15 protein-coding genes are annotated in these 18,809 nt (G+C 66.8%); 4 read left to right on the forward strand and 11 right to left on the reverse strand.

Going from position 1 to position 18,809, the window contains the following annotated elements; genetic code table 11:
- Window positions 1-52: 52 nt before the first annotated feature.
- Window positions 53-721, forward strand: a complete 669-nt coding sequence (locus NWE53_RS15495) for a TetR/AcrR family transcriptional regulator (protein WP_265050274.1) — start codon at window positions 53-55, stop codon at window positions 719-721.
- A gap of 13 nt (window positions 722-734) precedes the next feature.
- Here NWE53_RS15495 and NWE53_RS15500 read toward each other — a convergent pair whose 3' ends face one another.
- Complete coding sequence (locus tag NWE53_RS15500; protein WP_265050275.1) at window positions 735-1,634, reverse strand: DMT family transporter; 900 nt, start codon at window positions 1,632-1,634, stop codon at window positions 735-737.
- 202 nt (window positions 1,635-1,836) lie between these two features.
- Entirely contained in the window at window positions 1,837-2,871 is a 1,035-nt protein-coding gene (locus NWE53_RS15505) for an aspartate-semialdehyde dehydrogenase (RefSeq protein ID WP_265050276.1), read from the reverse strand.
- A gap of 474 nt (window positions 2,872-3,345) precedes the next feature.
- On the opposite strand from NWE53_RS15505, the gene NWE53_RS15510 reads away from it, so the two are divergent.
- Both NWE53_RS15510 and NWE53_RS15515 read left to right on the forward strand, forming a co-directional pair.
- Window positions 3,346-4,434 carry a hypothetical protein gene (locus tag NWE53_RS15510; protein WP_265050277.1) on the forward strand — a complete coding sequence of 363 codons (1,089 nt, stop codon included), beginning with the start codon at window positions 3,346-3,348 and terminating at the stop codon, window positions 4,432-4,434.
- 115 nt (window positions 4,435-4,549) lie between these two features.
- On the forward strand, window positions 4,550-4,855 hold the full coding sequence (locus NWE53_RS15515; protein ID WP_265050278.1) for a hypothetical protein: 306 nt from the start codon (window positions 4,550-4,552) through the stop codon (window positions 4,853-4,855).
- Between the two features lie 51 nt (window positions 4,856-4,906).
- Here the strand turns inward: NWE53_RS15515 and NWE53_RS15520 are convergent, their stop codons facing one another.
- The 9 genes from NWE53_RS15520 to kdpF form a co-directional block, all read right to left on the reverse strand.
- Window positions 4,907-7,306, reverse strand: coding sequence for a transketolase-like TK C-terminal-containing protein (locus NWE53_RS15520; protein WP_265050279.1), 2,400 nt, complete (start codon window positions 7,304-7,306; stop codon window positions 4,907-4,909).
- Between the two features lie 168 nt (window positions 7,307-7,474).
- Window positions 7,475-8,164 carry an invasion associated locus B family protein gene (locus tag NWE53_RS15525; protein WP_265050280.1) on the reverse strand — a complete coding sequence of 230 codons (690 nt, stop codon included), beginning with the start codon at window positions 8,162-8,164 and terminating at the stop codon, window positions 7,475-7,477.
- 205 nt (window positions 8,165-8,369) lie between these two features.
- Window positions 8,370-8,810 (reverse strand): PTS sugar transporter subunit IIA, encoded by a 441-nt coding sequence (locus NWE53_RS15530; protein ID WP_265050281.1) that lies wholly within the window; start codon window positions 8,808-8,810, stop codon window positions 8,370-8,372.
- Between the two features lie 11 nt (window positions 8,811-8,821).
- A complete protein-coding gene (locus NWE53_RS15535) occupies window positions 8,822-9,514 on the reverse strand; it encodes a response regulator transcription factor (protein WP_265050282.1) in 693 nt (230 codons plus the stop codon).
- Window positions 9,511-12,213, reverse strand: coding sequence for a sensor histidine kinase (locus NWE53_RS15540; protein ID WP_265050283.1), 2,703 nt, complete (start codon window positions 12,211-12,213; stop codon window positions 9,511-9,513). Before NWE53_RS15540 ends, NWE53_RS15535 begins: the two co-directional genes overlap by 4 nt.
- Window positions 12,214-12,280: 67 nt before the next feature.
- Window positions 12,281-12,850, reverse strand: a complete 570-nt coding sequence (gene kdpC, locus NWE53_RS15545) for a potassium-transporting ATPase subunit KdpC (protein ID WP_265050284.1) — start codon at window positions 12,848-12,850, stop codon at window positions 12,281-12,283.
- Window positions 12,851-12,862: 12 nt separating this feature from the next.
- On the reverse strand, window positions 12,863-14,920 hold the full coding sequence (gene kdpB / locus NWE53_RS15550; protein ID WP_265050285.1) for a potassium-transporting ATPase subunit KdpB: 2,058 nt from the start codon (window positions 14,918-14,920) through the stop codon (window positions 12,863-12,865).
- A 165-nt stretch (window positions 14,921-15,085) separates the two neighbouring features.
- Complete coding sequence (kdpA, locus tag NWE53_RS15555; RefSeq protein ID WP_265050286.1) at window positions 15,086-16,789, reverse strand: potassium-transporting ATPase subunit KdpA; 1,704 nt, start codon at window positions 16,787-16,789, stop codon at window positions 15,086-15,088.
- 34 nt (window positions 16,790-16,823) lie between these two features.
- Entirely contained in the window at window positions 16,824-16,913 is a 90-nt protein-coding gene (gene kdpF / locus NWE53_RS15560; protein ID WP_265050287.1) for a K(+)-transporting ATPase subunit F, read from the reverse strand.
- A 419-nt stretch (window positions 16,914-17,332) separates the two neighbouring features.
- Here kdpF and NWE53_RS15565 point away from each other — a divergent pair, with 419 nt between their 5' ends.
- Window positions 17,333-18,754 (forward strand): M20 family metallopeptidase, encoded by a 1,422-nt coding sequence (locus tag NWE53_RS15565; protein WP_265050288.1) that lies wholly within the window; start codon window positions 17,333-17,335, stop codon window positions 18,752-18,754.
- The last annotated feature ends 55 nt before the right edge of the window (window positions 18,755-18,809 follow it).

Here is an 18,809-nt window from a genome sequence, read left to right on the forward strand (position 1 = left end):
GATTCTTTTTTCGCAGTTGCCATGCAGTGTCCGCAGGGCGGGCCAGGAAGTGATGTCAGAAACCTCTGAACCCACGGTGAAGACGGGCCCGCGCAATCGCCGGATTGCGGGCGCCGATCCGGACAAGCACCGCCAGATTCTCGACGGCGCGTTGCAGATCTTCACCTCGCGCGGCTTCGACGCCGCCAGCATGAACGACATCGCCGCGGCGGCCAATGTTTCGAAGGGCACGCTCTATGTCTACTTCCAGGACAAGGAGCATCTCTTCGTCGCGCTGATCCAGCGCGAGCGCGAGGCGCAGAAGCGCGGCGCGATCGAGGCCCTGAACGAGGATTCCGATCCGGTGCGCGCGCTGGGCAATTTCGGCCGGTGCATCGTGCGCATGATCAATGCCGAGCTGGCGGTCAGCGCGCATCGCGTCGTCATCGGCGTCGCCGAACGCATGCCCGATCTCGGCCGGGAATTTTACGAGAACGGGCCGATGCTCGGCTCCCGGCTCATCGCACGCTATCTCGACCGCATGGTCGCCGAGGGCAAGCTCGCGATCGACGACACCTATCTCGCAGCCGTCCAGTTCCTCGATCTCTGCCAGGCCACGCTGACGCGCCCACGCCTGTTCAACGCGGTCCGCACTCCGCCGAGCGACGAGGAGATCCGGCGCGTCGTCGCCTCGGCGATCGAGATGTTCATGGCGCGCTACGCCACCAAGCCGCAGGGCTGACGCCAAACGGGCTTCAAGCGGCGACCTGCTTTGCCCGGATGCGCTCGCGATGAGCCGTATAGAGGCCGGATCCCGCGATGATCACGGCGCCGACGAAGGTCCAGACATCCGGCAGCGTCGCGAACAGGAAGAAGCCGAACAGCGCCGCCCAGAATAGCTGGATGTAGGAGAACGGCGCCAGCAGCGACGCGCCGGCGAAGCGGAAGGCGATGATCACCAACCAGTGCCCCGCCGTCGAGACCGCGCCGATGAACAGGCCGACCAGTGCGATCTCCCAGGTCGGCGTGACCCAGTGCAACGGCAGCAGCAGCGTCATCAGCAGCGCGCCGAAGACCGTCGAATAGGTCACCGTCGCGATCGGGCTCTCGGTGCCGCTCATCAGCCGGGTGATGATGAGCGAGAACGCCCAGCTCAGCGACGAGCAGACCGGCAGCAGCGACGCCGGCTGGAACCCCGCCCCGCCCGGCCTCACCACGATCAGCACCCCGATCAAGCCGATGAGGGTCGCGAGCCAGCGCCGCCAGCCCACCTTTTCGCCGAGCAGCGGGATCGACAGCGCGGTGACGAACAGCGGCGCGACGAAGCTCGTCGCCGTCGCATCGGCGATCGGCAGGAACTTCAGCGACGAGACGAACAGGATCGACGAACCGATGATGCCGACGCCGCGCAGCAGATGCATGCCCGGGCGCTGAGTCCGCAGCGAAACGGAGCGGCCCTGCCAGGCGATGATGATCAGCAGGAAGAAAGCAGAAGTGATGTAGCGCAGCCAGACGATGTGCAGCGCCGGCACGCTCGCGGCGAGGTATTTCGACGCCGCATCGCCCGCCGACAGGAAGATCGTGGCGAGCAGCATGATGCCGATGCCGAGCAGGCCGTTGTCGCGCCGGAGCGAGGCAGCGGGTGTGGCAGGCACAGGCTCGGGTCCGGGAGAGAAGGGCTGCGGCAATGTCTTGGCGGGATTTTTATGATTACGACGCAGCCTAATCGTTTTGATCGGCATCCCGCTGCGCAAAGAAGGCAGGTTCTCCATGCACCGGAGGGCCTCTCGGCCCGGATGCCTCAAAAAGAAAAGGCGGGCACGAAGCCCGCCTTCCTCAAATGCCGGTCTAGCCCGTTCAGGCCGCCTGCTTGCGCGGCTGGATCAGCTTGCGGTTGACCAGTACCTCGGCGATCTGGATCGCGTTGAGTGCCGCACCCTTGCGCAGATTGTCGGAGACGCACCAGAAGGCGAGCCCGTTCTCGACCGTCGAGTCCTCGCGGATGCGCGAGATGTAGGTCGCGTCCTCGCCGGCCGCCTCGTGCGGGGTGATGTAGCCACCCGGCTCATGCTTGTCGATCACGAGGATACCCGGCGCCGTGCGCAGCACTTCGCGCGCCTCGTCGGCGGTGATCGGCTTCTCGCATTCGATGTTGACCGACTCGGAATGGCCGATGAAGACCGGCACGCGCACGCAGGTCGCGGTCAGCTTGATCTTCGGGTCGAGGATCTTCTTGGTCTCGACCATCATCTTCCACTCTTCCTTGGTGAAGCCGTCCTCCATGAAGACGTCGATCTGAGGAATGAGATTGAAGGAGATGCGCTTGGGGAACTTCTTGGTCTCGACTTCGCCGGCCGAGAACACGGCGCGGGTCTGGTTGAAGAGCTCGTCCATGCCTTCCTTGCCGGCGCCGGAGACCGACTGATAGGTCGACACCACGACGCGCTTGACGCCGAAGCGATCATGCAGCGGCTTCAGCGCCACGACGAGCTGCGCGGTCGAGCAGTTGGGGTTGGCGATGATGTTCATCTTGGTGAAGCCGGCAGCCGCCGCGGCGTTCACCTCCGGCACGATCAGCGGCACGTCGGGATGCGTGCGCCAGGCCGAGGAATTGTCGATGACGACGGCGCCCTGCGCGCCGATCTTCGGCGACCAGACCTTTGACACCTCGCCGCCGGCCGACATCAGGCAGATATCGGTGTCGGAGAAATCGTAATGCTCGAGCGCCTTGCACTTCAGCGTCCTGTCGCCGAAGGAAACCTCGGTGCCGATCGAACGGGACGATGCCAGCGCCACGACCTCGCCGACCGGGAAGGCGCGCTCTGCGAGAATGTCCAGCATCTCGCGGCCCACATTGCCGGTTGCACCGACCACTGCGACCTTGAAGCTCATGATGTTATCCTTTGCGGATGAAAGCGGTTCGGGTCTCCCTTTGGGGCCGCCCCGCCCAGTCCTCGGGCGGGTTCGGCAATCTGCCCCCGCCGGGGGGAGATGGACCCGGAACCGAGGCGAAGCGTCAGCGCGACGTACCGGCTTTCCCGGTCGTCGTTTTGGTCGTGAGTTTCGTCGTCTGACGGACAGTCACAGAGCCAATCCCGAAGGGCTGAAAACTTCGCTCGCGGCGCATCGCTGCACCACGGCCCTGTCAGAACACCCGCCGCGCGAAAAAGTCAATCTCCCCCTGACGATCCGGCAAGCGCCGGCCATTAACCCTGCTCGTTGACCGAACGTTCATGCTGCCGACCGATCGGCATCGGCCGGTAACCGCCCGGCGACTCTTCGCGGCCAGCCTGCGCCCCGAACGAAGGGCGAGCCGCCGTGACGCGGCATGGGAATGGTGGTTCGCGTTTGCATTGGGTCGATGTGGTGTCGAGGTTGCAGGCAGGGCTCGATCGGCTCAGGCCGTGGCTCGCCCGTGCCCTTGCCATCGGCCGCAACATCACGGCGCGCATCGCCGGGATCGACGCCGTACCGCTCCTCATCAGCTGTGCCGACCGCATCGAAGCCAGCTTCCGCTGGACCCTGCGGCTCGGCCGTCATCTCCTGCCACGCCGCGGACTCGGCCTGACGGGAGCGCTCGCCTGGCGCTGCGCGGCAGCGCTGGGCGGCATCGGCATGACAGCCATCCTGGTCACCGGCCTTTCGGCCAAGGACGAAGATCAGCCGAGGCTCGCCAGCCTTGCCCTTCCTTCCGCAAATCCCATGGCTCAGGGTGCAGCAACCCCACGCCGGCCACGCCAATCTGCCACTGCGGAGGATTGGGTCGCGATCCCCCGCCCCATGGCGATGTTCAGCCTGGAGGCTTCAGAACTCGGCCGGGAAGCCCCGTCTCTCGAAACCCGACGCAGCCAGGACGGCAGCCGGCGTGAGGATCTTCTGAGCTTCGGCAGCTTTGCCGAGCCGAAAGCGCATCTCGTTCTGCGCCTCGCCACCGGAGAGGGCGCCGCCGCCGGCAGCCGCTCCTTCATGGTTGCGCTGGTGCATGACACCGCTCAGCGTGGACACGCCATCGAACGCAGCAGCGCTCCCATCCCGACCGAGACCCGGTTCGGCCCATTGGAAACAGCCGATGTCGTCCTGGGCGAAGGCGCGGAAAGCCGCTCCTGCGTCGCCTTCCGCACGCCGCCGGGCGAAGCGACCTTCGCGATGAGCGGCTGGTGGTGCGCCGCGTCCAAGCCGAGCGATCGCCGGCAGCTGACCTGCCTCATCGACCGGCTCGATCTTGCCAATGCCGGGGCCGATCAGGAGTTGCGCGCCGTCTTTGCCAGCAGCGAGCTCAAGCGCCAGCCGGGTTGCGCCCCGCCACGCCTCTCGGCCAGTGGCCGGAAAACCTCCTGGCTCGACGTCGATGGCAACCTGCCGGCCCTGCGGATGAAGACCGCCAGCGCCGATCCCGCGCGCCCCGCCAGCGAGATCCGCAGGAATCGCGACAAACCGGCTCGACGCCAGCCCTGACGCTCCGCGAAACTCATCGGCGCTAACAAAGTTGTTAACGACAGCGCGCTACTCTTTGCGCCGGATTAAGGATGCTTACATCGAGTGGGTGCATCCACTCCCGGAGATCGCCGCCATGACGCCGTTCAAGCGTGTTGCCACTGCCCTCACCATCGCTCTGGCGGCATCGACCGTCATGACCACCATCGCCGAGGCCCAGAGCCGGCGCGGTCCCCTGCGCGTCACCATCCAGAAGCGCAGCTACTTCGACGCCGGCAACGTCGTTCCCGTCGGCTCGCTGAACCGCTACGCCAACCAGCACAGCTATGCCTCGCCGGTTTATGCCAGCACCGGCGAGCTCTATGGCGAAGGCACTCTGCCCGGCCGCATCGGCGCCGGCGTCAACCCGTTCGCCAATACCTTCGCGACACCGCGCTTCTGAGCCAGCGTCATCACGTGCGTGCTGCGGCGCGCACGGGATGACGCATGTCGTTCAGGGCAACGCCTTGAGATAACGCACCGGCCGCCCCGGCGCGGCCGCGTTCGCGGCATGGACGATCGCATTCGCGTCGATGCCGAAATGCCGGTAGAGATCGGCAACCGTGCCGGTCTGGCCGAAATGCTCGACGCCGAGCGCCTTCTGCCTGTGGCCATGGACGCTGCCGAGCCAGGCCAGGGTCGCCGGATGCCCGTCCAGCACCGAGACGATGCCGCAATCGCGTGACAATTCGCCGAGCAGCCGCTCGATATGGCTCGTCGCCGCAGCGTTGCCGCGCTGGCGCGCCCGTTCCGCCGCCTGCCAGCCGGCATTGAGCCGGTCTGCCGAGGTGATGGCGAGCAGCCCGACATCGCGCCGGTCCTCGCTGAGCAGCCCGACGGCCTCGATCGCCTCCGCCGCGACGGCACCCGTATAGGCGACGACGACCGAGGCGTTCGGCCCCGGCTTCCTCAGCCAATAGGCGCCGTCGATGATATCGAGCTCCAGCTCCGGCGTCATCTTGCGCTGCGGCTGCTCGACCTGTCGGGTCGAAAGACGCAGATAGACCGAACCGCCGGTCTCGTCGCGCAGCCAGGTCCGCTCGTCCGGATCGCCCTCGCCGTCGCGCTGCATGTAGTCGAAGGACCAGCGCATCATCACCGCGAGCTCGTCGACGAAGGCCGGCTCGAAGGCGCAGAGCCCGTCCTGGCTCATGCCGATCAGCGGCGTCGCGATCGACTGGTGCGCGCCGCCCTCCGGCGCCAGCGTCACGCCGGACGGGGTCGCAACGACCATGAAGCGCGCGTCCTGGTAGCAGGCATAGTTCAGCGCATCGAGCCCACGCGAGATGAAGGGATCGTAGAGTGTGCCGATCGGGATCAGCCGCTCCCCGAAGATCGAATGCGAGAGGCCGAGCGCCGAGAGGTTGATGAACAGGTTCATCTCGGCGATGCCGAGCTCGACATGCTGCCCCTGCGGCGAGAATTCCCATTTCTGCATAGAGGGAATGCGCTCGTCCTTGAAGGTGTCGGCCATCGACGCCTTGGCAAAGAGCCCGCGCCGGTTCACCCACGGCCCGAGATTGGTCGAGACGGTGACGTCCGGCGCCGTCGTGACGATGCGGTCGGCCAGCGGCCCGCCCGCCTTGGCGAGTTCGTCGAGCACCTTGCCGAAGCCCATCTGTGTGGACATCGTCGCCTGGATGCCGGACGGCAGCGTCGCCGGGACCGGCAGCTTGGCGGCGGAGAGGCGCCGGCGGCCCTGCGAGAAGAACGGCACCTTGTCGAGGAAGGCCCGGACCTCGCTTTCGGGCATCCCCAGCCCCTCGAACAGATCCCATTCATGGCCGGGGCGAACGCCGTTCGCCTTGCGGAAGCCGTCGAGCTGCTCCTTGGTCATCAGCCCGGCATGGTTGTCCTTATGCCCGGCCAGCGGCAGGCCGAAGCCCTTCACGGTATAGGCGAGGAAGCAGACCGGCCGGTCATGGTCGATGCCCTCGAAGGCCTCGAGGATCGACGGCAGGTCGTGGCCGCCGAGATTGCACATCAGCTTGGAAAGCTCGGCGTCGGAACGCTTCTCGATCAGCTTGGTCACCGGGCCCTGGTCGCCGAGATCGTCCATCAGGCGCTTGCGCCAGGCTGCGCCACCCTGGAAGGTCAGTGCCGAATAGAGCTGGTTCGGGCAGGAATCGATCCAGGCCTTCAGCCGGTCGCCGCCCTTCTCCTTGAACGCCGCCTGCTGCAGCGAGCCGTATTTCAGCGTCACGACATCCCAGCCGAAATTGCGGAACATCGTCTCGAAGCGGTCATAGAGCCCCTCGCGGATGACGGCATCGAGCGACTGGCGGTTATAGTCGATGATCCACCAGGTATTGCGCAGGCCGTGCTTCCAGCCCTCCATCAGGGCTTCGAAGATGTTGCCCTCGTCGAGCTCGGCATCGCCGATCAGCGAGACCATGCGGCCTTCGGGCCGATCCTTCGCCCAGCCATGCGCCTTCACATAGTCCTGCGTTAGGGAGGAGAACAGCGTCTGCGCGACGCCAAGGCCCACTGACCCCGTCGAAAAATCGACGTCGTCGATGTCCTTGGTGCGGGAGGGATAGCTCTGCGCGCCCTTGTAGCCGCGGAAATTCTCGAGCTTCTCGCGCGTCTGCAGGCCCATCAGGTAATTGATGGCGTGGAAGATCGGCGAGGCATGCGGCTTCACCGCCACCCGGTCCTGCGGCTTCAACGCGGCCATGTAGAGAGCGGTCATGATGGTGGCGAGAGAGGCCGAGGAGGCCTGATGGCCGCCGACCTTCATGCCATCGTCGCTCGCGCGGATATGATTGGCGTTATGGATCGTCCACGACGCCAGCCAGAGAATCTTCTTCTCCAACTCGGCAAGAAACGGCAGGCGCGGATCGTTGGTTGTCATTGTTTTGGCCCGAACTCCCCAGTGCAGCCGATCATGCACGGAAGCTCTGGCAGGACGAACCAAATTTCAGTGTGGAGCCAGCCTTCTTTGGCGGCTTCCACCACGATAGCCCGGGGAACCGCCGGAAATCACCAAAACGAGTGCCCGGCCGGCGGCCCCGAATGCCGGCTACTTGTCGATCTGCGCGATGCGGTCGAGCGCCGCGGCGAAGCCGGTCAGCGTGACGTTGAAGGAAACCGGCTCGTTGTTTCCCAGGTTGAGCGCCGCCACCGTCAGCATCTTGCCGGACTTCATCGCGTCCGTCGCAACCGTCGGGAAGGAGATCGGCAGCAGGCAGCCCTGTGCCATGCAGGTCGAGAAGCGCAGGCCCTGCCCGAGATCCTTGTCGTCGAGCCGCAGCACCGCGCCGCTCTCGAGCTTCATACCGAACGGAAACAGGATCGTACCCTCGGCCCGTCCGTCCTTCGGTGTGCGCAGCTCGATGGCGAAGACGCGCTGCCCGGTCTGGCTGTTGCCCTGCGATTGCAGCAGGACGCAGAGGCGCTGGCCATTGGCAATCCGGCAATCGACCGTCCAGTCGCCAAAGGTCTCGTTGATCGCGGTGGCACCGTTCGGCAGCGTCGCGGCCTGTGTGGCAGGCTGGCTGATGGCCGGAGCGGACGGCTGAGCCTGCGCGACCGGCTGGGCCGGCTTCGCCGGCGGCTTGGGGGCCGGACGCGGGGCGGCGGGACGCTGCGGCGCGGCAGGGGCTGCCTGGGGAGCAGGCTCCTCCTGGGCCCTCAGCACGGGCGCAGCGGCGAGGGAGCCGATCACGAGGGCGGCGGCAAACGAGACGGTCTGGAGATGATGGCGATGCATGTCGGTACGTTCGGCTGAAGATGTCGGCAGCGGTATTGCAGAAACTCTTCGAGAGAGGAAGGCGAAATCGCGCACCGCCTTCAATAAAGCGACGTCTATCTCTCGACATCCAAGCAAGTTTTACATTTTAACGAATTGAATGTGGAATATATCTGCAACGAATACGGCGCGCGGAGCTTCTGCGCCGCGCCCACGCCCCCTGCCTCTAGGCTTCGCAGAGCACGGCATGGACGCCCTGCGGCTGGCGGGCGCGGCGGATCGCATCGCGCACCTCCGGACGTTGGAGGCGCCGGGCGACGCAGGCCAGCGCATTGAGATGCTGCCCCTGCGCGGCATCGGGCGTGAGGATCAGGCAGACGATATCGACCGGTTCGCCATCGACCGCTTCGAAATCCACTGGCTTGGCCAGGCAGGCGAGCAGGCCGATCGGCGCGGACAGGCCGGCGACGGGAGCATGAGGCATGGCGATGCCGCCACCGATTCCGGTCGAACCCAGGGCTTCCCGGCGCTTCAGGGCGGAGCCGATGACCTCGCTCGCCGTGCCGATGAGCCCGGCCGCATGCTGCGAGAGGCGATCCAGGCATTGCTCCTTCGACGACACCTTGAGCCCGGTCAGGATGGCACCGGGCGTGATCAGATCGGACATCTTCATCGCCGTCAGTCGCTCTCGCGCAATCGGTAGCCGACGCCTGGCTCGGTCGTGATGTAGTGCGGCTGCTCGGGAACCGGCTCGATCTTCTGGCGCAGCTGCCGGATATAGACACGCAGATACTGCACGTCCTCGTTGCCACCCCAGACCTCCTTCAGCAGATGCCGATGGGTCAGGACCTTGCCGGCATGCTGCACCAGCGCCCGCAGGATGTCGTATTCCTTGGGCGAGAGCTTCACCTCGGCACCGCCGACCTGCACGATCCGGCGCACCAGATCGACCGAGAGCTCGCCCGTGCGGAAGATCGGCTTCTCGCCCTGCTGGTGCAGCTTGTGGCGCAATGCCACGCGCAGCCGCGCCGCCAGCTCGCGCATACCGAAGGGCTTGGTAACGTAATCGTCGGCCCCGGCTTCCAGCGCCTGGACGATGCCGGCCTCGTCGGTGCGGCTCGACAGGATGACGACGGGCAGCGTTCGTCCCTCGCCGCGCCAGAGGCGCAGGAGTTCCTGGCCGGTCATGTCCGGCAGGCCGAGATCGAGCAGAACCAGATCGGGCGCCTCGGCATTGATCCGTGCGATCGCGTCCTTCGCGTTGACGGCCTCGCTGATCGTATAGCCCTCGGTCCCCAGCCCGACGCGCAGCAGCTTGCGGATCGGCGGCTCGTCGTCGACGACGAGCACCCGGACGGCCATCGTGGTCATGGCAATACCTTCATTTGGTGAGCCTCGGGTGGGATCGGCATGCGGATCGTGAACACCGCGCCCTGCCGGTCCCTGCGGTTGGCCGCGGTGATCGTCCCGCCCATCGCCTCGACGAAGCCGCGGCAGATCGCGAGGCCAAGCCCGGTGCCGGCGCGGACCTGATCGCCCTTGCCGACGCGGTAGAAGCTGTCGAAGATCCGTTCGAGATCGGCCGGCGGGAGGCCCGGCCCTTCATCGAGAATATCCAGCACCACCACCTCGCCTTCCGAGCGGGCGCGGACCCCGATCGTCGTGCCGTCCGGCGCGTATTTGGCCGCGTTGTCGATCAGATTGAACAGGACCTGGTCGAACAGCACGGGGTCGAGCCGCAGCATCGGCAGGTTCGGCGCCAGGGACAGGTCGATGCTGTGCCCGCGCGTAATCTTGCCGGCGCGCCGCAGCGCCGCGCCGACGACGTCACCGACATCGAGCAGGGCATAATTCGGCTCCATCGCGCCGGCCTCGATCCGCGTCATGTCGAGCAGGTTGGCGATGAAGCGGTTGAGTCGCTCGGCCTCCTCGACCACCGTGCCCAGCAGCTCGGAGCGGTCTCCTTCGGGAATGGCCTTGCCGTAGTCGCGCAGCGTGCCGGCTGCGCCCATGATCCCGGCGAGCGGTGTCTTGAGATCATGAGAGATCGAGGTCAGCAGCGCCGAGCGCAAGCGGTCCGCCTCGGCAGCGAGCTTCGCCTTGTCGACGTCGGCAGCGAGCTGCACCCGCTCGATCGCGATCGCCGCCTGATCGGCCAGCGCGTCGAACAGGCGCTGCTGCTCGGTCGTCAGCAGCGCGCCTGGCTTGTCGCTGTCGAGCCCGATCACGCCGATGGCGCCCCGCCCGGTTCGCAGCGGCAGATAGAGCCGTTTTGCGCCGGGCAGCGTATCGGCGCCGCGCCCGGCCGGGCGATCATGCTCCCAGGCCCAGTGGGCGGCGGCGATGTCGGCATCGACCAGGCTGTCGTCGGGCGGATAGCCGGCCCTGACCGCGATGCTGTTGGCTTCCGGCAGCAGGATGACCACGCGCACGCGCAGCATCGCCGCGATCTGGTAGGCGCTCGCCCAGAGCACGTCGTCGAGCGTACCGGTCCCGGCGAGCTTGCGCGAGAACAGGTAGAGGTCTTCGGTCGTCCGCGCCCGCTGGCGTGCCGCCGCCGCCTGGCGCTGGACACGGGCGGTGAGATTGCTCGCGATCAGGGCGACCACCAGGAAGAAGGCGAAGGCGAGCACGCTTTCGGGGTCGCTGATGTTGAGGGTGTAGAGCGGCGGCAGGAAGAAGAAATTGAAGGCCAGCGCACCGATCACCGAGGTGAACAGCGCCGGCCACAACCCCGCCGTCACCGCCGAGGTCAGCACCGCCATCAGGAAGACGAGCGCGATATTGCGAACGTCGAGAAACAGGTTGAGCAATGTGCCGAGGCCGGCGGCCGCCGCGACGAAGACGATGCCCGCGAGATACGGCCCCGGCTCGATCCGGCGCTGGCCCGCGGATTTGGCGATCCGGACTTCCTCGGCACCCGCCTCCTGCCCCGGAATCACGTGGACGCTGATGTCGCCGGCGCCACGGATCAGCGCCTGCGCGACCGAGTCGAACAGGACCTCCCGCCAGCGCGAGACGCCCGGCGAGCCGATGACGATATGGCTGACATTCTTGGAGGTGGCATAGCGCAGCACCTCGTCAACGACGGTCTCCCCCGGCAGGATCACCGCCTCGCCGCCAAGCTGCTCCGTGAGCCGCATCGCAGCGGAGAGCCTGTCCTTCTCGGCTTCCGAGGGTCCGGCGCGGCCGGGCGCCTCGATATGCAGCGCGGTCCAGGATGCCTTCAGCTTCTCGGCGAGCCGCCGGGCATGGCGCACCAGCGAAGCGGCCCGCGTGCTGCCGTCGATGCAGACGATCAGCCGGTCGCCCGCCGCCCATGGTCCCGGAATCGCATGCGCCTGCATATGGCTGAGCAGCTGGTCGTCGACCCGCTGCGCCGTGCGCCGCAGCGCCAGCTCGCGCAGCGCCGTCAGGTTGCCCGGCGAGAAATAATTGGAGACGGCGCGCTTGGCGGTCTCCGGCAGATAGACCTTGCCCTCGTCGAGCCGCTTGATCAGGTCCTCAGGCGTGAGGTCGATGATCTCGATCGCATCGGCCCGGTCGATGATGGAATCCGGCACGGTTTCCCGCACGCGGATGCGGGTGATCTGCGCGACGACGTCGTTGAGGCTCTCGACATGCTGGATGTTGAGCGTGGTGTAGACGTCGATGCCGCGCTCGATCAGCTCGAGAACGTCGAGATAGCGTTTCGGATGGCGGCTGCCCGGCGCGTTGGTGTGAGCCAGTTCGTCGACGAGGACGAGCGCCGGCCGCCGCGCCAGAACCGCATCGAGGTCCATCTCCTCGACGCTCTGGCCGCGATAGGCGACCTCGACCCGCGGCACCACCTCATAACCCTCGATCAGCGCCTGCGTCTCGTGCCGGCCATGCGTCTCGACGATGCCGATGATGACGTCGACGCCCTCGGCGCGACGGGCCCGGCCGGCCAACAGCATCTCGTAGGTCTTGCCGACGCCGGGCGCGGCACCGAGGAAGATCTTCAGCCGGCCACGCATCCCGCCGCGGACCTGCTCCAGCAGCGCATCCGGCGAAGGCCTTGGCGGCTCGGTACGAAGCTCGTCCGGCATGGGTAGACAAAAATCCTCAAAAGGCGCGGCGGCAGGATCGCTCCGGCCACCGCGCTCTTCCTTAGCGTTATTTCGCCGTGCCCGCATCGAGAGCGAGATTGAGCTTCAGCACGTTGACCACCGGCTCGCCCAGGATGCCGAACTGCCGCCCCTCGACATGGGCCGCGACGAGGCTGCGCAGATCGGCCTCGCCGACCCCCCGCGCCTTGGCGACACGCGGCACCTGGAAGTAAGCCGCCTCCGGCGAGACATGCGGATCGAGCCCGCTGGCCGATGTCGTCACCAAATCCATCGGCACGGCGGCTTTCGGGTTCTCCTCCTTCAGCGTCGCGACATCGCCCTTGATGCGTTCGGTCAGCTTCGGATTGGTCGGGCCGAGATTGGAGCCGCCGGAGCTCGTGGCGTTATAGCCGTCACCAGCTGCCGAGGGCCGGCCGTGGAAATAACGTGCATCAGCGAAGGACTGGCCGATCAGCTCGGAGCCGATCACCTTGCCGTCCTTCTCGATCAGGCTGCCTGCGGCCTGGCGTGGGAACAGCGCCTGGGCGAGCCCGGTCATCGCCAGCGGATAGGCGAGACCTGTGATGGCGGTGAGTGTAACGATCATCACGATCGCGGGGCGGATATGCTTCAGCATGGCTGGAATCCTTCAGATCAGGCCGATGGCCGTGACGGCCATGTCGATCGCCTTGATGCCGATGAACGGCACGATGATGCCGCCGAGGCCGTAGACGAGCAGGTTGCGCGAGAGCAGCGCGCCAGCGCCGACAGGCCGGTACTTCACGCCGCGCAGCGCCAGCGGGATCAGGGCGACGATGATCAGCGCGTTGAAGATGATGGCGGAGAGGATCGCGCTCTGCGGCGTGGCGAGCTGCATGAAGTTGAGCGCGCCGAGCTGCGGATAGAAGGCGATGAACATCGCCGGGATGATGGCGAAATACTTCGCGATGTCGTTGGCGATCGAGAAGGTCGTCAGCGCGCCGCGCGTCATCAGGAGCTGCTTGCCGATCTCGACGATCTCGATGAGCTTCGTCGGATCGCTGTCGAGATCGACCATGTTGCCGGCCTCGCGCGCCGCCACCGTGCCGGTGTTCATGGCGACGCCGACATCGGCCTGGGCGAGCGCGGGCGCGTCGTTGGTGCCGTCGCCGCACATCGCGACGAGCTTGCCCTTGGCCTGTTCCTCGCGGATCAGCGAGAGTTTGTTCTCGGGCGTGGCCTGCGCGAGGAAATCGTCGACGCCGGCTTCGGCCGCGATGGCCGCGGCGGTCATCGGATTGTCGCCGGTGATCATCACCGTGCGGATGCCCATGCGGCGCAGTTCCGCGAAGCGCTCGCGAATGCCGCCCTTGACGATATCCTTGAGCTGGATGACGCCGAGCAGCCTGCCGTCGCGAGCGACCGCCAGCGGCGTACCGCCGGCCTTGGCGATCTCCTCCGCAAATGCCTGCACCTCGCGCACCGCCTCGGAATCGCCGCCGGTGCCCGCGGCGCGGACATGGTTCAGGACAGCATCGACCGCGCCCTTGCGGATGCTGGAGCCGTCATGGTCGACGCCGCTCATCCGGCTCTGCGCGGTGAAGGGCACGAAGCTGGCGTGCAGCGCGACGAGATCGCGCGCCCGGATGCCATGCGCTTCCTTGGCGAGCACGACGATCGAGCGCCCTTCCGGCGTCTCGTCGGCGAGCGAGGCGAGCTGGGCTGCATCGGCCAGCTCATGCTCGCTGACGCCCCGAACCGGTTTGAACGCGGTCGCCTGGCGGTTGCCGAGCGTGATCGTGCCGGTCTTGTCGAGCAGCAGCGTATCGACGTCGCCAGCCGCCTCGACGGCGCGGCCGGACATGGCGAGCACGTTGAAGCGCACCAGCCGGTCCATACCGGCGATGCCGATCGCGGAAAGCAGCGCGCCGATCGTCGTGGGGATCAGCGTCACGAACAGCGCGACGAGGACGATTACGGGAATGGCGCCGCCGGCATAGCTGGCGAAGCTCGGGATCGTCGCGGTGGCCAGCACGAAGATCAGCGTCATGCCCGCGAGCAGGATGTTGAGCGCGATCTCGTTCGGCGTCTTCTGGCGCTCGGCGCCTTCGACCAGCGCGATCATGCGGTCGATGAAGGTCGAACCCGCCGTCGCGGTGATGCGTACGCGGATCCAGTCGGACAGCACCTGCGTGCCGCCGGTCACGGCCGAGCGGTCGCCGCCGGATTCGCGGATGACCGGGGCGGACTCACCCGTGATCGCCGCCTCGTTGACCGAGGCGATACCCTCGATCACCTCGCCGTCGGAGGGGATGATGTCGCCAGCCTCGACCAGCACGACATCGTTGAGCTTGAGGCTCGGTCCCGGCACCAGCCTGTAGTTGCTGCGGTCGTTGCCGCTGAGCAGCTTGGCCTGCGTTTCCGCACGCGCCCGGCGCAGCGAATCCGCCTGCGCCTTGCCGCGCCCTTCGGCCACGGCTTCGGCGAAATTGGCGAACAGCACCGTGAACCAGAGCCAGAGCACGATCTGGAAGGAGAAGCCGAGATGGGCCGCTCCGGCGAGCCAGTCGCGCAGGAGCAGGATCGTGGTCAGCGCCGAGACGACGGCGACGACGAACATCACCGGGTTCTTGGCGAGGCTGCGCGGGTCGAGCTTGAGGAAGGCGCCGCCGAGCGCCGGAACGAGGATGCGGGCATCGAGGATGCTGCCGGATCTGGAATGGCTCATGACGAAAGCTCCGTCGTGGCGTGCGCGGGACCCAAGACGGGTCAGACCGCGGCGAGAAGAAGGGAGAGGGTGTGGAAGACGATGGCGATCAGCAGAACCGCGATCGTCGCTCCGCAGATGAGGGTGGAAGGGCGTGGCCCGGTGTCGGTGCGCATGGACCGTTCCTCAGAAGCTCTGGCCGGCGAGCATCGCCAGGTGCTCGACGATCGGGCCGAGCGCGAGCGCCGGGAAGAAGGTCAGGCCGCCGACGATGACGATCACGCCGATGAGCAGGCCGATGAAGAGCGGGCCATGGGTCGGGAAGGTTCCGGCCGATTCCGGCACGGTCTTCTTGGCCGCGATCGAGCCCGCCAGCGCCAGCGCCGGGATGATGACGAGGAAGCGCCCCATCAGCATGGCGATGCCGATCGTCAGGTTGTACCAGACCGTGTTGCCGGTGAGCCCGCCGAAGGCCGAGCCGTTGTTGGCCGCTGCCGAGGTGTAGGCATAGAGCACCTCGGAGAAGCCGTGCGGTCCGGGATTCGCGATCGAGGCGACGGCGTCCGGCAGCACGACGGCGACGGCGGTGAAACCGAGCATCGCGAGCGGCAGGCACAGCACGGCGAGCATCGCCATCTTGACCTCCTTCGCTTCGATCTTCTTGCCGAGGTATTCCGGCGTACGTCCGACCATCAGCCCGGCGACGAAGACGGCGATGACGACGAAGAGGATGATGCCGTAGAAGCCGGCGCCGACGCCGCCGATGATGATCTCGCCGAGCATCATGTTGATCAGCGGGATCAGCCCGCCGAGCGGCATCAGGCTGTCATGCATCGCGTTGACGGCGCCGCAGGAGGCAGCGGTCGTGACGACTGCGAACAGCGCCGAGAGCGTGATGCCGAAGCGCGCCTCCTTGCCTTCCATGTTGCCGCCGTCGAGGCCGAGCGCCTGGACGAGCGGGTTGCCCGAGGCCTCGGCCCAGTAGCAGACGACGACGCCGGCGACGAAGAGCAGGCCCATCACGGTGAAGATCGCCCAGCCCTGCTTCTCGTTGCCGACCATGCGGCCGAAGACGTTGGTCAGGCCGGCGCCGATCGCGAAGATCGCGACCATGTGGATCAGGTTGGTGAACGCGGTCGGGTTCTCGAAGGGATGCGCCGCATTGGCGTTGAAGAAGCCGCCGCCATTGGTGCCGAGATGCTTGATCATCATCTGAGAGGCGACCGGCCCCTGCGCGATCGTCTGCTGCGCGCCTTCGAGCGTCGTCGCCACGGTGTAGGGGCTGAGGTTCTGCGGCACGCCCTGCCAGACGAGGACGAGCGTTCCGATTATGCACAGAGGCAGGAGGATATAGAGCGTCGAGCGGACGAGATCGGCCCAGAAATTGCCGAGGGTCCGGGTCGAGCGGCGCGCGAAGGCGCGGATCACCGCGACCGCGATCGCGATGCCAGTCGCCGCCGAGACGAAGTTCTGCACCGCGAGCCCAGCCATCTGGGTGAAGTACGACATCGCGCTTTCGCCGGCGTAGTTCTGCCAGTTGGTGTTGGCGACGAAGCTCGCGGCCGTGTTGAAGGCGAGGTCCGCCGGTACCGCGCCGATCCCCGCCGGGTTCAACGGCAGGACGTCCTGCACGCGCTGCATGGCGTAGAGCACGAGGAAGCCCGCCAGGTTGAACAGCAGCATCGCCGCGACGTAGCCGGTCCAGTGCTGCTCCTCGTCCTCATGCGTACCCGCGGAGGTGTAGAGCAGCCGCTCGACCGGCTTCAGGACAGGCGACAGCAGCGTGCGTTCGCCGGCGAAGACGCGCGTCATGTAGCCGCCGATGGGCCGCGCGAGCGCAACGACGATCCCGCAGAAGAGCAGGATCTGGATCCATCCGTTGAGTGTCATGGATGAGGTTCCGATTTGTGAGAGGCAACTGCCGTCAGAACCGCTCGGGGCGGATCAGCGCGTAGGTGAGATAGGCGAGCAGGAACAGCGCCACTGCCCCGCCGAGGACATGGTCCAGAAGCATCCGACCCTCCCCTAGAGCGCGTCGCAGGCGGCGACATAGGCGAAGGAGAGCCCGAAGAAGACGAGCCCGATGGCGAGTGCGATGGTGTCCATCATCAGAAAACCCCGAAGATCGCGGCCGCCGACCGAGCGTCGGCGGCGAGCGCCGATGCCATTGCGATGGGATCGGCGGTTCGGGGCGAATATCGCGCTGCGGCCATAGCCGTTCGAGACGGGGGCGGTCGCGGGGAAATAAAGAACTTATAGGAATTTCCGCACGCCCAAGCCGCGCCTATGATCGGCGCCGCAGCAGCCACGAGGCGCCGGTCCTGCCGAAAACGCAGGGAAGCCCGTCGCGGCGTCGCTTGTGACCCGCCCTCGCGCCGTGTCAGAAGCTGGCGCGAATTTGGGCAGACCGGCCCATGCAGGAGGAGCCTTCCCATGAGCAACAGCAAGGACGTCTGGCGTCTGATCGACGACAAGGCCCCGGCCTATTTTGGGCTCTCCAACCGCATCTGGCACATGCCCGAGCTGAACTACCAGGAGGTCCGCTCGGCCGCCGAGCATCGTGCCATGCTGGAAAGCGAGGGCTTCCGCGTCACGACCGGTGTCGCGGGCATTCCGACCGCGGTCATCGGTGAGGCTGGCGAGGGCGGTCCGGTCATTGCGATCATGGGCGAATACGACGCGTTGCCGGGGCTGAGCCAGGAAGCCGGCGTCGCCAGCGAAGCCCCGGTCGAGAAGAACGGCAACGGCCATGGCTGCGGCCACAACATGCTGGGCTCGGCATCGCTGCTCGCCGCCGCCGCGGTGAAGGACTATCTCGCAGCCAACGGCATCAAGGGCCGCGTGCGCTATTATGGCTGCCCGGCGGAAGAAGGCGGCTCGGCCAAGGGCTTCATGGTCCGCGCCGGCGCGTTCGACGATGTCGACATCGCGCTGTGCTGGCACCCGGCCTCGTTCAACGGCGTCAACCGGCCCTTCTCGCTCGCCTGCGTCGAGATCGAGTTCACCTTCAGCGGCCGCGCCTCGCATGCCGCCGCGGCGCCCCATCTCGGCCGCTCGGCGCTCGACGCCGTCGAGCTGATGCATATCGGCGTCAACTACATGCGCGAGCACATGCCTTCGACGGCGCGCGTGCACTACGCCATCATCGACAGCGGCGGCATCGCGCCCAACGTGGTCCAGGCCCGGGCGACCACCCGCCAGTTGATCCGCGCTGCCACGCTCGCCGAGATGTGGGACCTCGTCGCTCGCGTGAAGAAGATCGCCGAGGGAGCGGCCCTGATGAGCGAGACCACGGTCGTCGCCAAGCAGCTATCGGGCGACGCCAACCTCATTGGCAACGGTCCGCTCGAACAGACGATGCACGCCAACCTGCAGGCACTGGGCGGCCCGGGCTTCGATGCCGCCGACCATGCCTTCGCCGCGCAGTTCCAGAAGACGCTGAGCGCCGAGGACATCGCCGCCGCCTATGCCCGCTTCGGCATGAAGCCGAAAGCCGGCGAGGCGCTGAGCGACGAGATCTACCCGCTCGGCGCCGGCAGCGACACCTCGGTCGGCTCGACCGATGTCGGCACGGTGAGCTGGGTCGTCCCGACCGTGCAGTGCCGCACCGCCTGCTATGCCGTCGGCACGCCCGGCCATTCCTGGCAGCTCGTGGCGCAGGGCCTCGCTCCTGCCGCGCATAAGGGTCTCGCGCTCGCCGCCAAGGCCATGGCCGGCGTCGCCTCGGACGTGCTGGGCGATCCCGCTCTGCTCAAGGCGGCGAAGGACGAGTTCGCGGCCTTCCGCGCCAGGAACCCTTTCGCCAACCCGATCACCGACGATGTCGAGCCGCCGCTCGACATGGCCGCGCATTGAGCCTTTCGCGGCGGAGCGCGCACCGAGCCGAAGGCCAATCGAAGGCCATTGCCGG

Origin of the sequence: Bosea sp. NBC_00550 (assembly GCF_026020075.1) — a bacterium.
In the GTDB taxonomy this organism is placed as follows: Bacteria; Pseudomonadota; Alphaproteobacteria; order Rhizobiales; family Beijerinckiaceae; genus Allobosea.

Bases quoted from the DNA above. Each gene is read 5' to 3' on its own strand.
- NWE53_RS15495 (WP_265050274.1), top strand. From the start codon at position 53: ATGTCAGAAACCTCTGAACCCACGGTGAAGACGGGCCCGCGCAATCGC.
- NWE53_RS15505 (WP_265050276.1), bottom strand. From the start codon at position 2,871: ATGAGCTTCAAGGTCGCAGTGGTCGGTGCAACCGGCAATGTGGGCCGC.
- NWE53_RS15515 (WP_265050278.1), top strand. From the start codon at position 4,550: ATGACGCCGTTCAAGCGTGTTGCCACTGCCCTCACCATCGCTCTGGCG.
- NWE53_RS15520 (WP_265050279.1), bottom strand. From the start codon at position 7,306: ATGACAACCAACGATCCGCGCCTGCCGTTTCTTGCCGAGTTGGAGAAG.
- NWE53_RS15525 (WP_265050280.1), bottom strand. From the start codon at position 8,164: ATGCATCGCCATCATCTCCAGACCGTCTCGTTTGCCGCCGCCCTCGTG.
- NWE53_RS15530 (WP_265050281.1), bottom strand. From the start codon at position 8,810: ATGTCCGATCTGATCACGCCCGGTGCCATCCTGACCGGGCTCAAGGTG.
- NWE53_RS15535 (WP_265050282.1), bottom strand. From the start codon at position 9,514: ATGACCACGATGGCCGTCCGGGTGCTCGTCGTCGACGACGAGCCGCCG.
- NWE53_RS15540 (WP_265050283.1), bottom strand. From the start codon at position 12,213: ATGCCGGACGAGCTTCGTACCGAGCCGCCAAGGCCTTCGCCGGATGCG.
- kdpC (WP_265050284.1), bottom strand. From the start codon at position 12,850: ATGCTGAAGCATATCCGCCCCGCGATCGTGATGATCGTTACACTCACC.
- kdpB (WP_265050285.1), bottom strand. From the start codon at position 14,920: ATGAGCCATTCCAGATCCGGCAGCATCCTCGATGCCCGCATCCTCGTT.
- kdpA (WP_265050286.1), bottom strand. From the start codon at position 16,789: ATGACACTCAACGGATGGATCCAGATCCTGCTCTTCTGCGGGATCGTC.
- kdpF (WP_265050287.1), bottom strand. From the start codon at position 16,913: ATGCTTCTGGACCATGTCCTCGGCGGGGCAGTGGCGCTGTTCCTGCTC.
- NWE53_RS15565 (WP_265050288.1), top strand. From the start codon at position 17,333: ATGAGCAACAGCAAGGACGTCTGGCGTCTGATCGACGACAAGGCCCCG.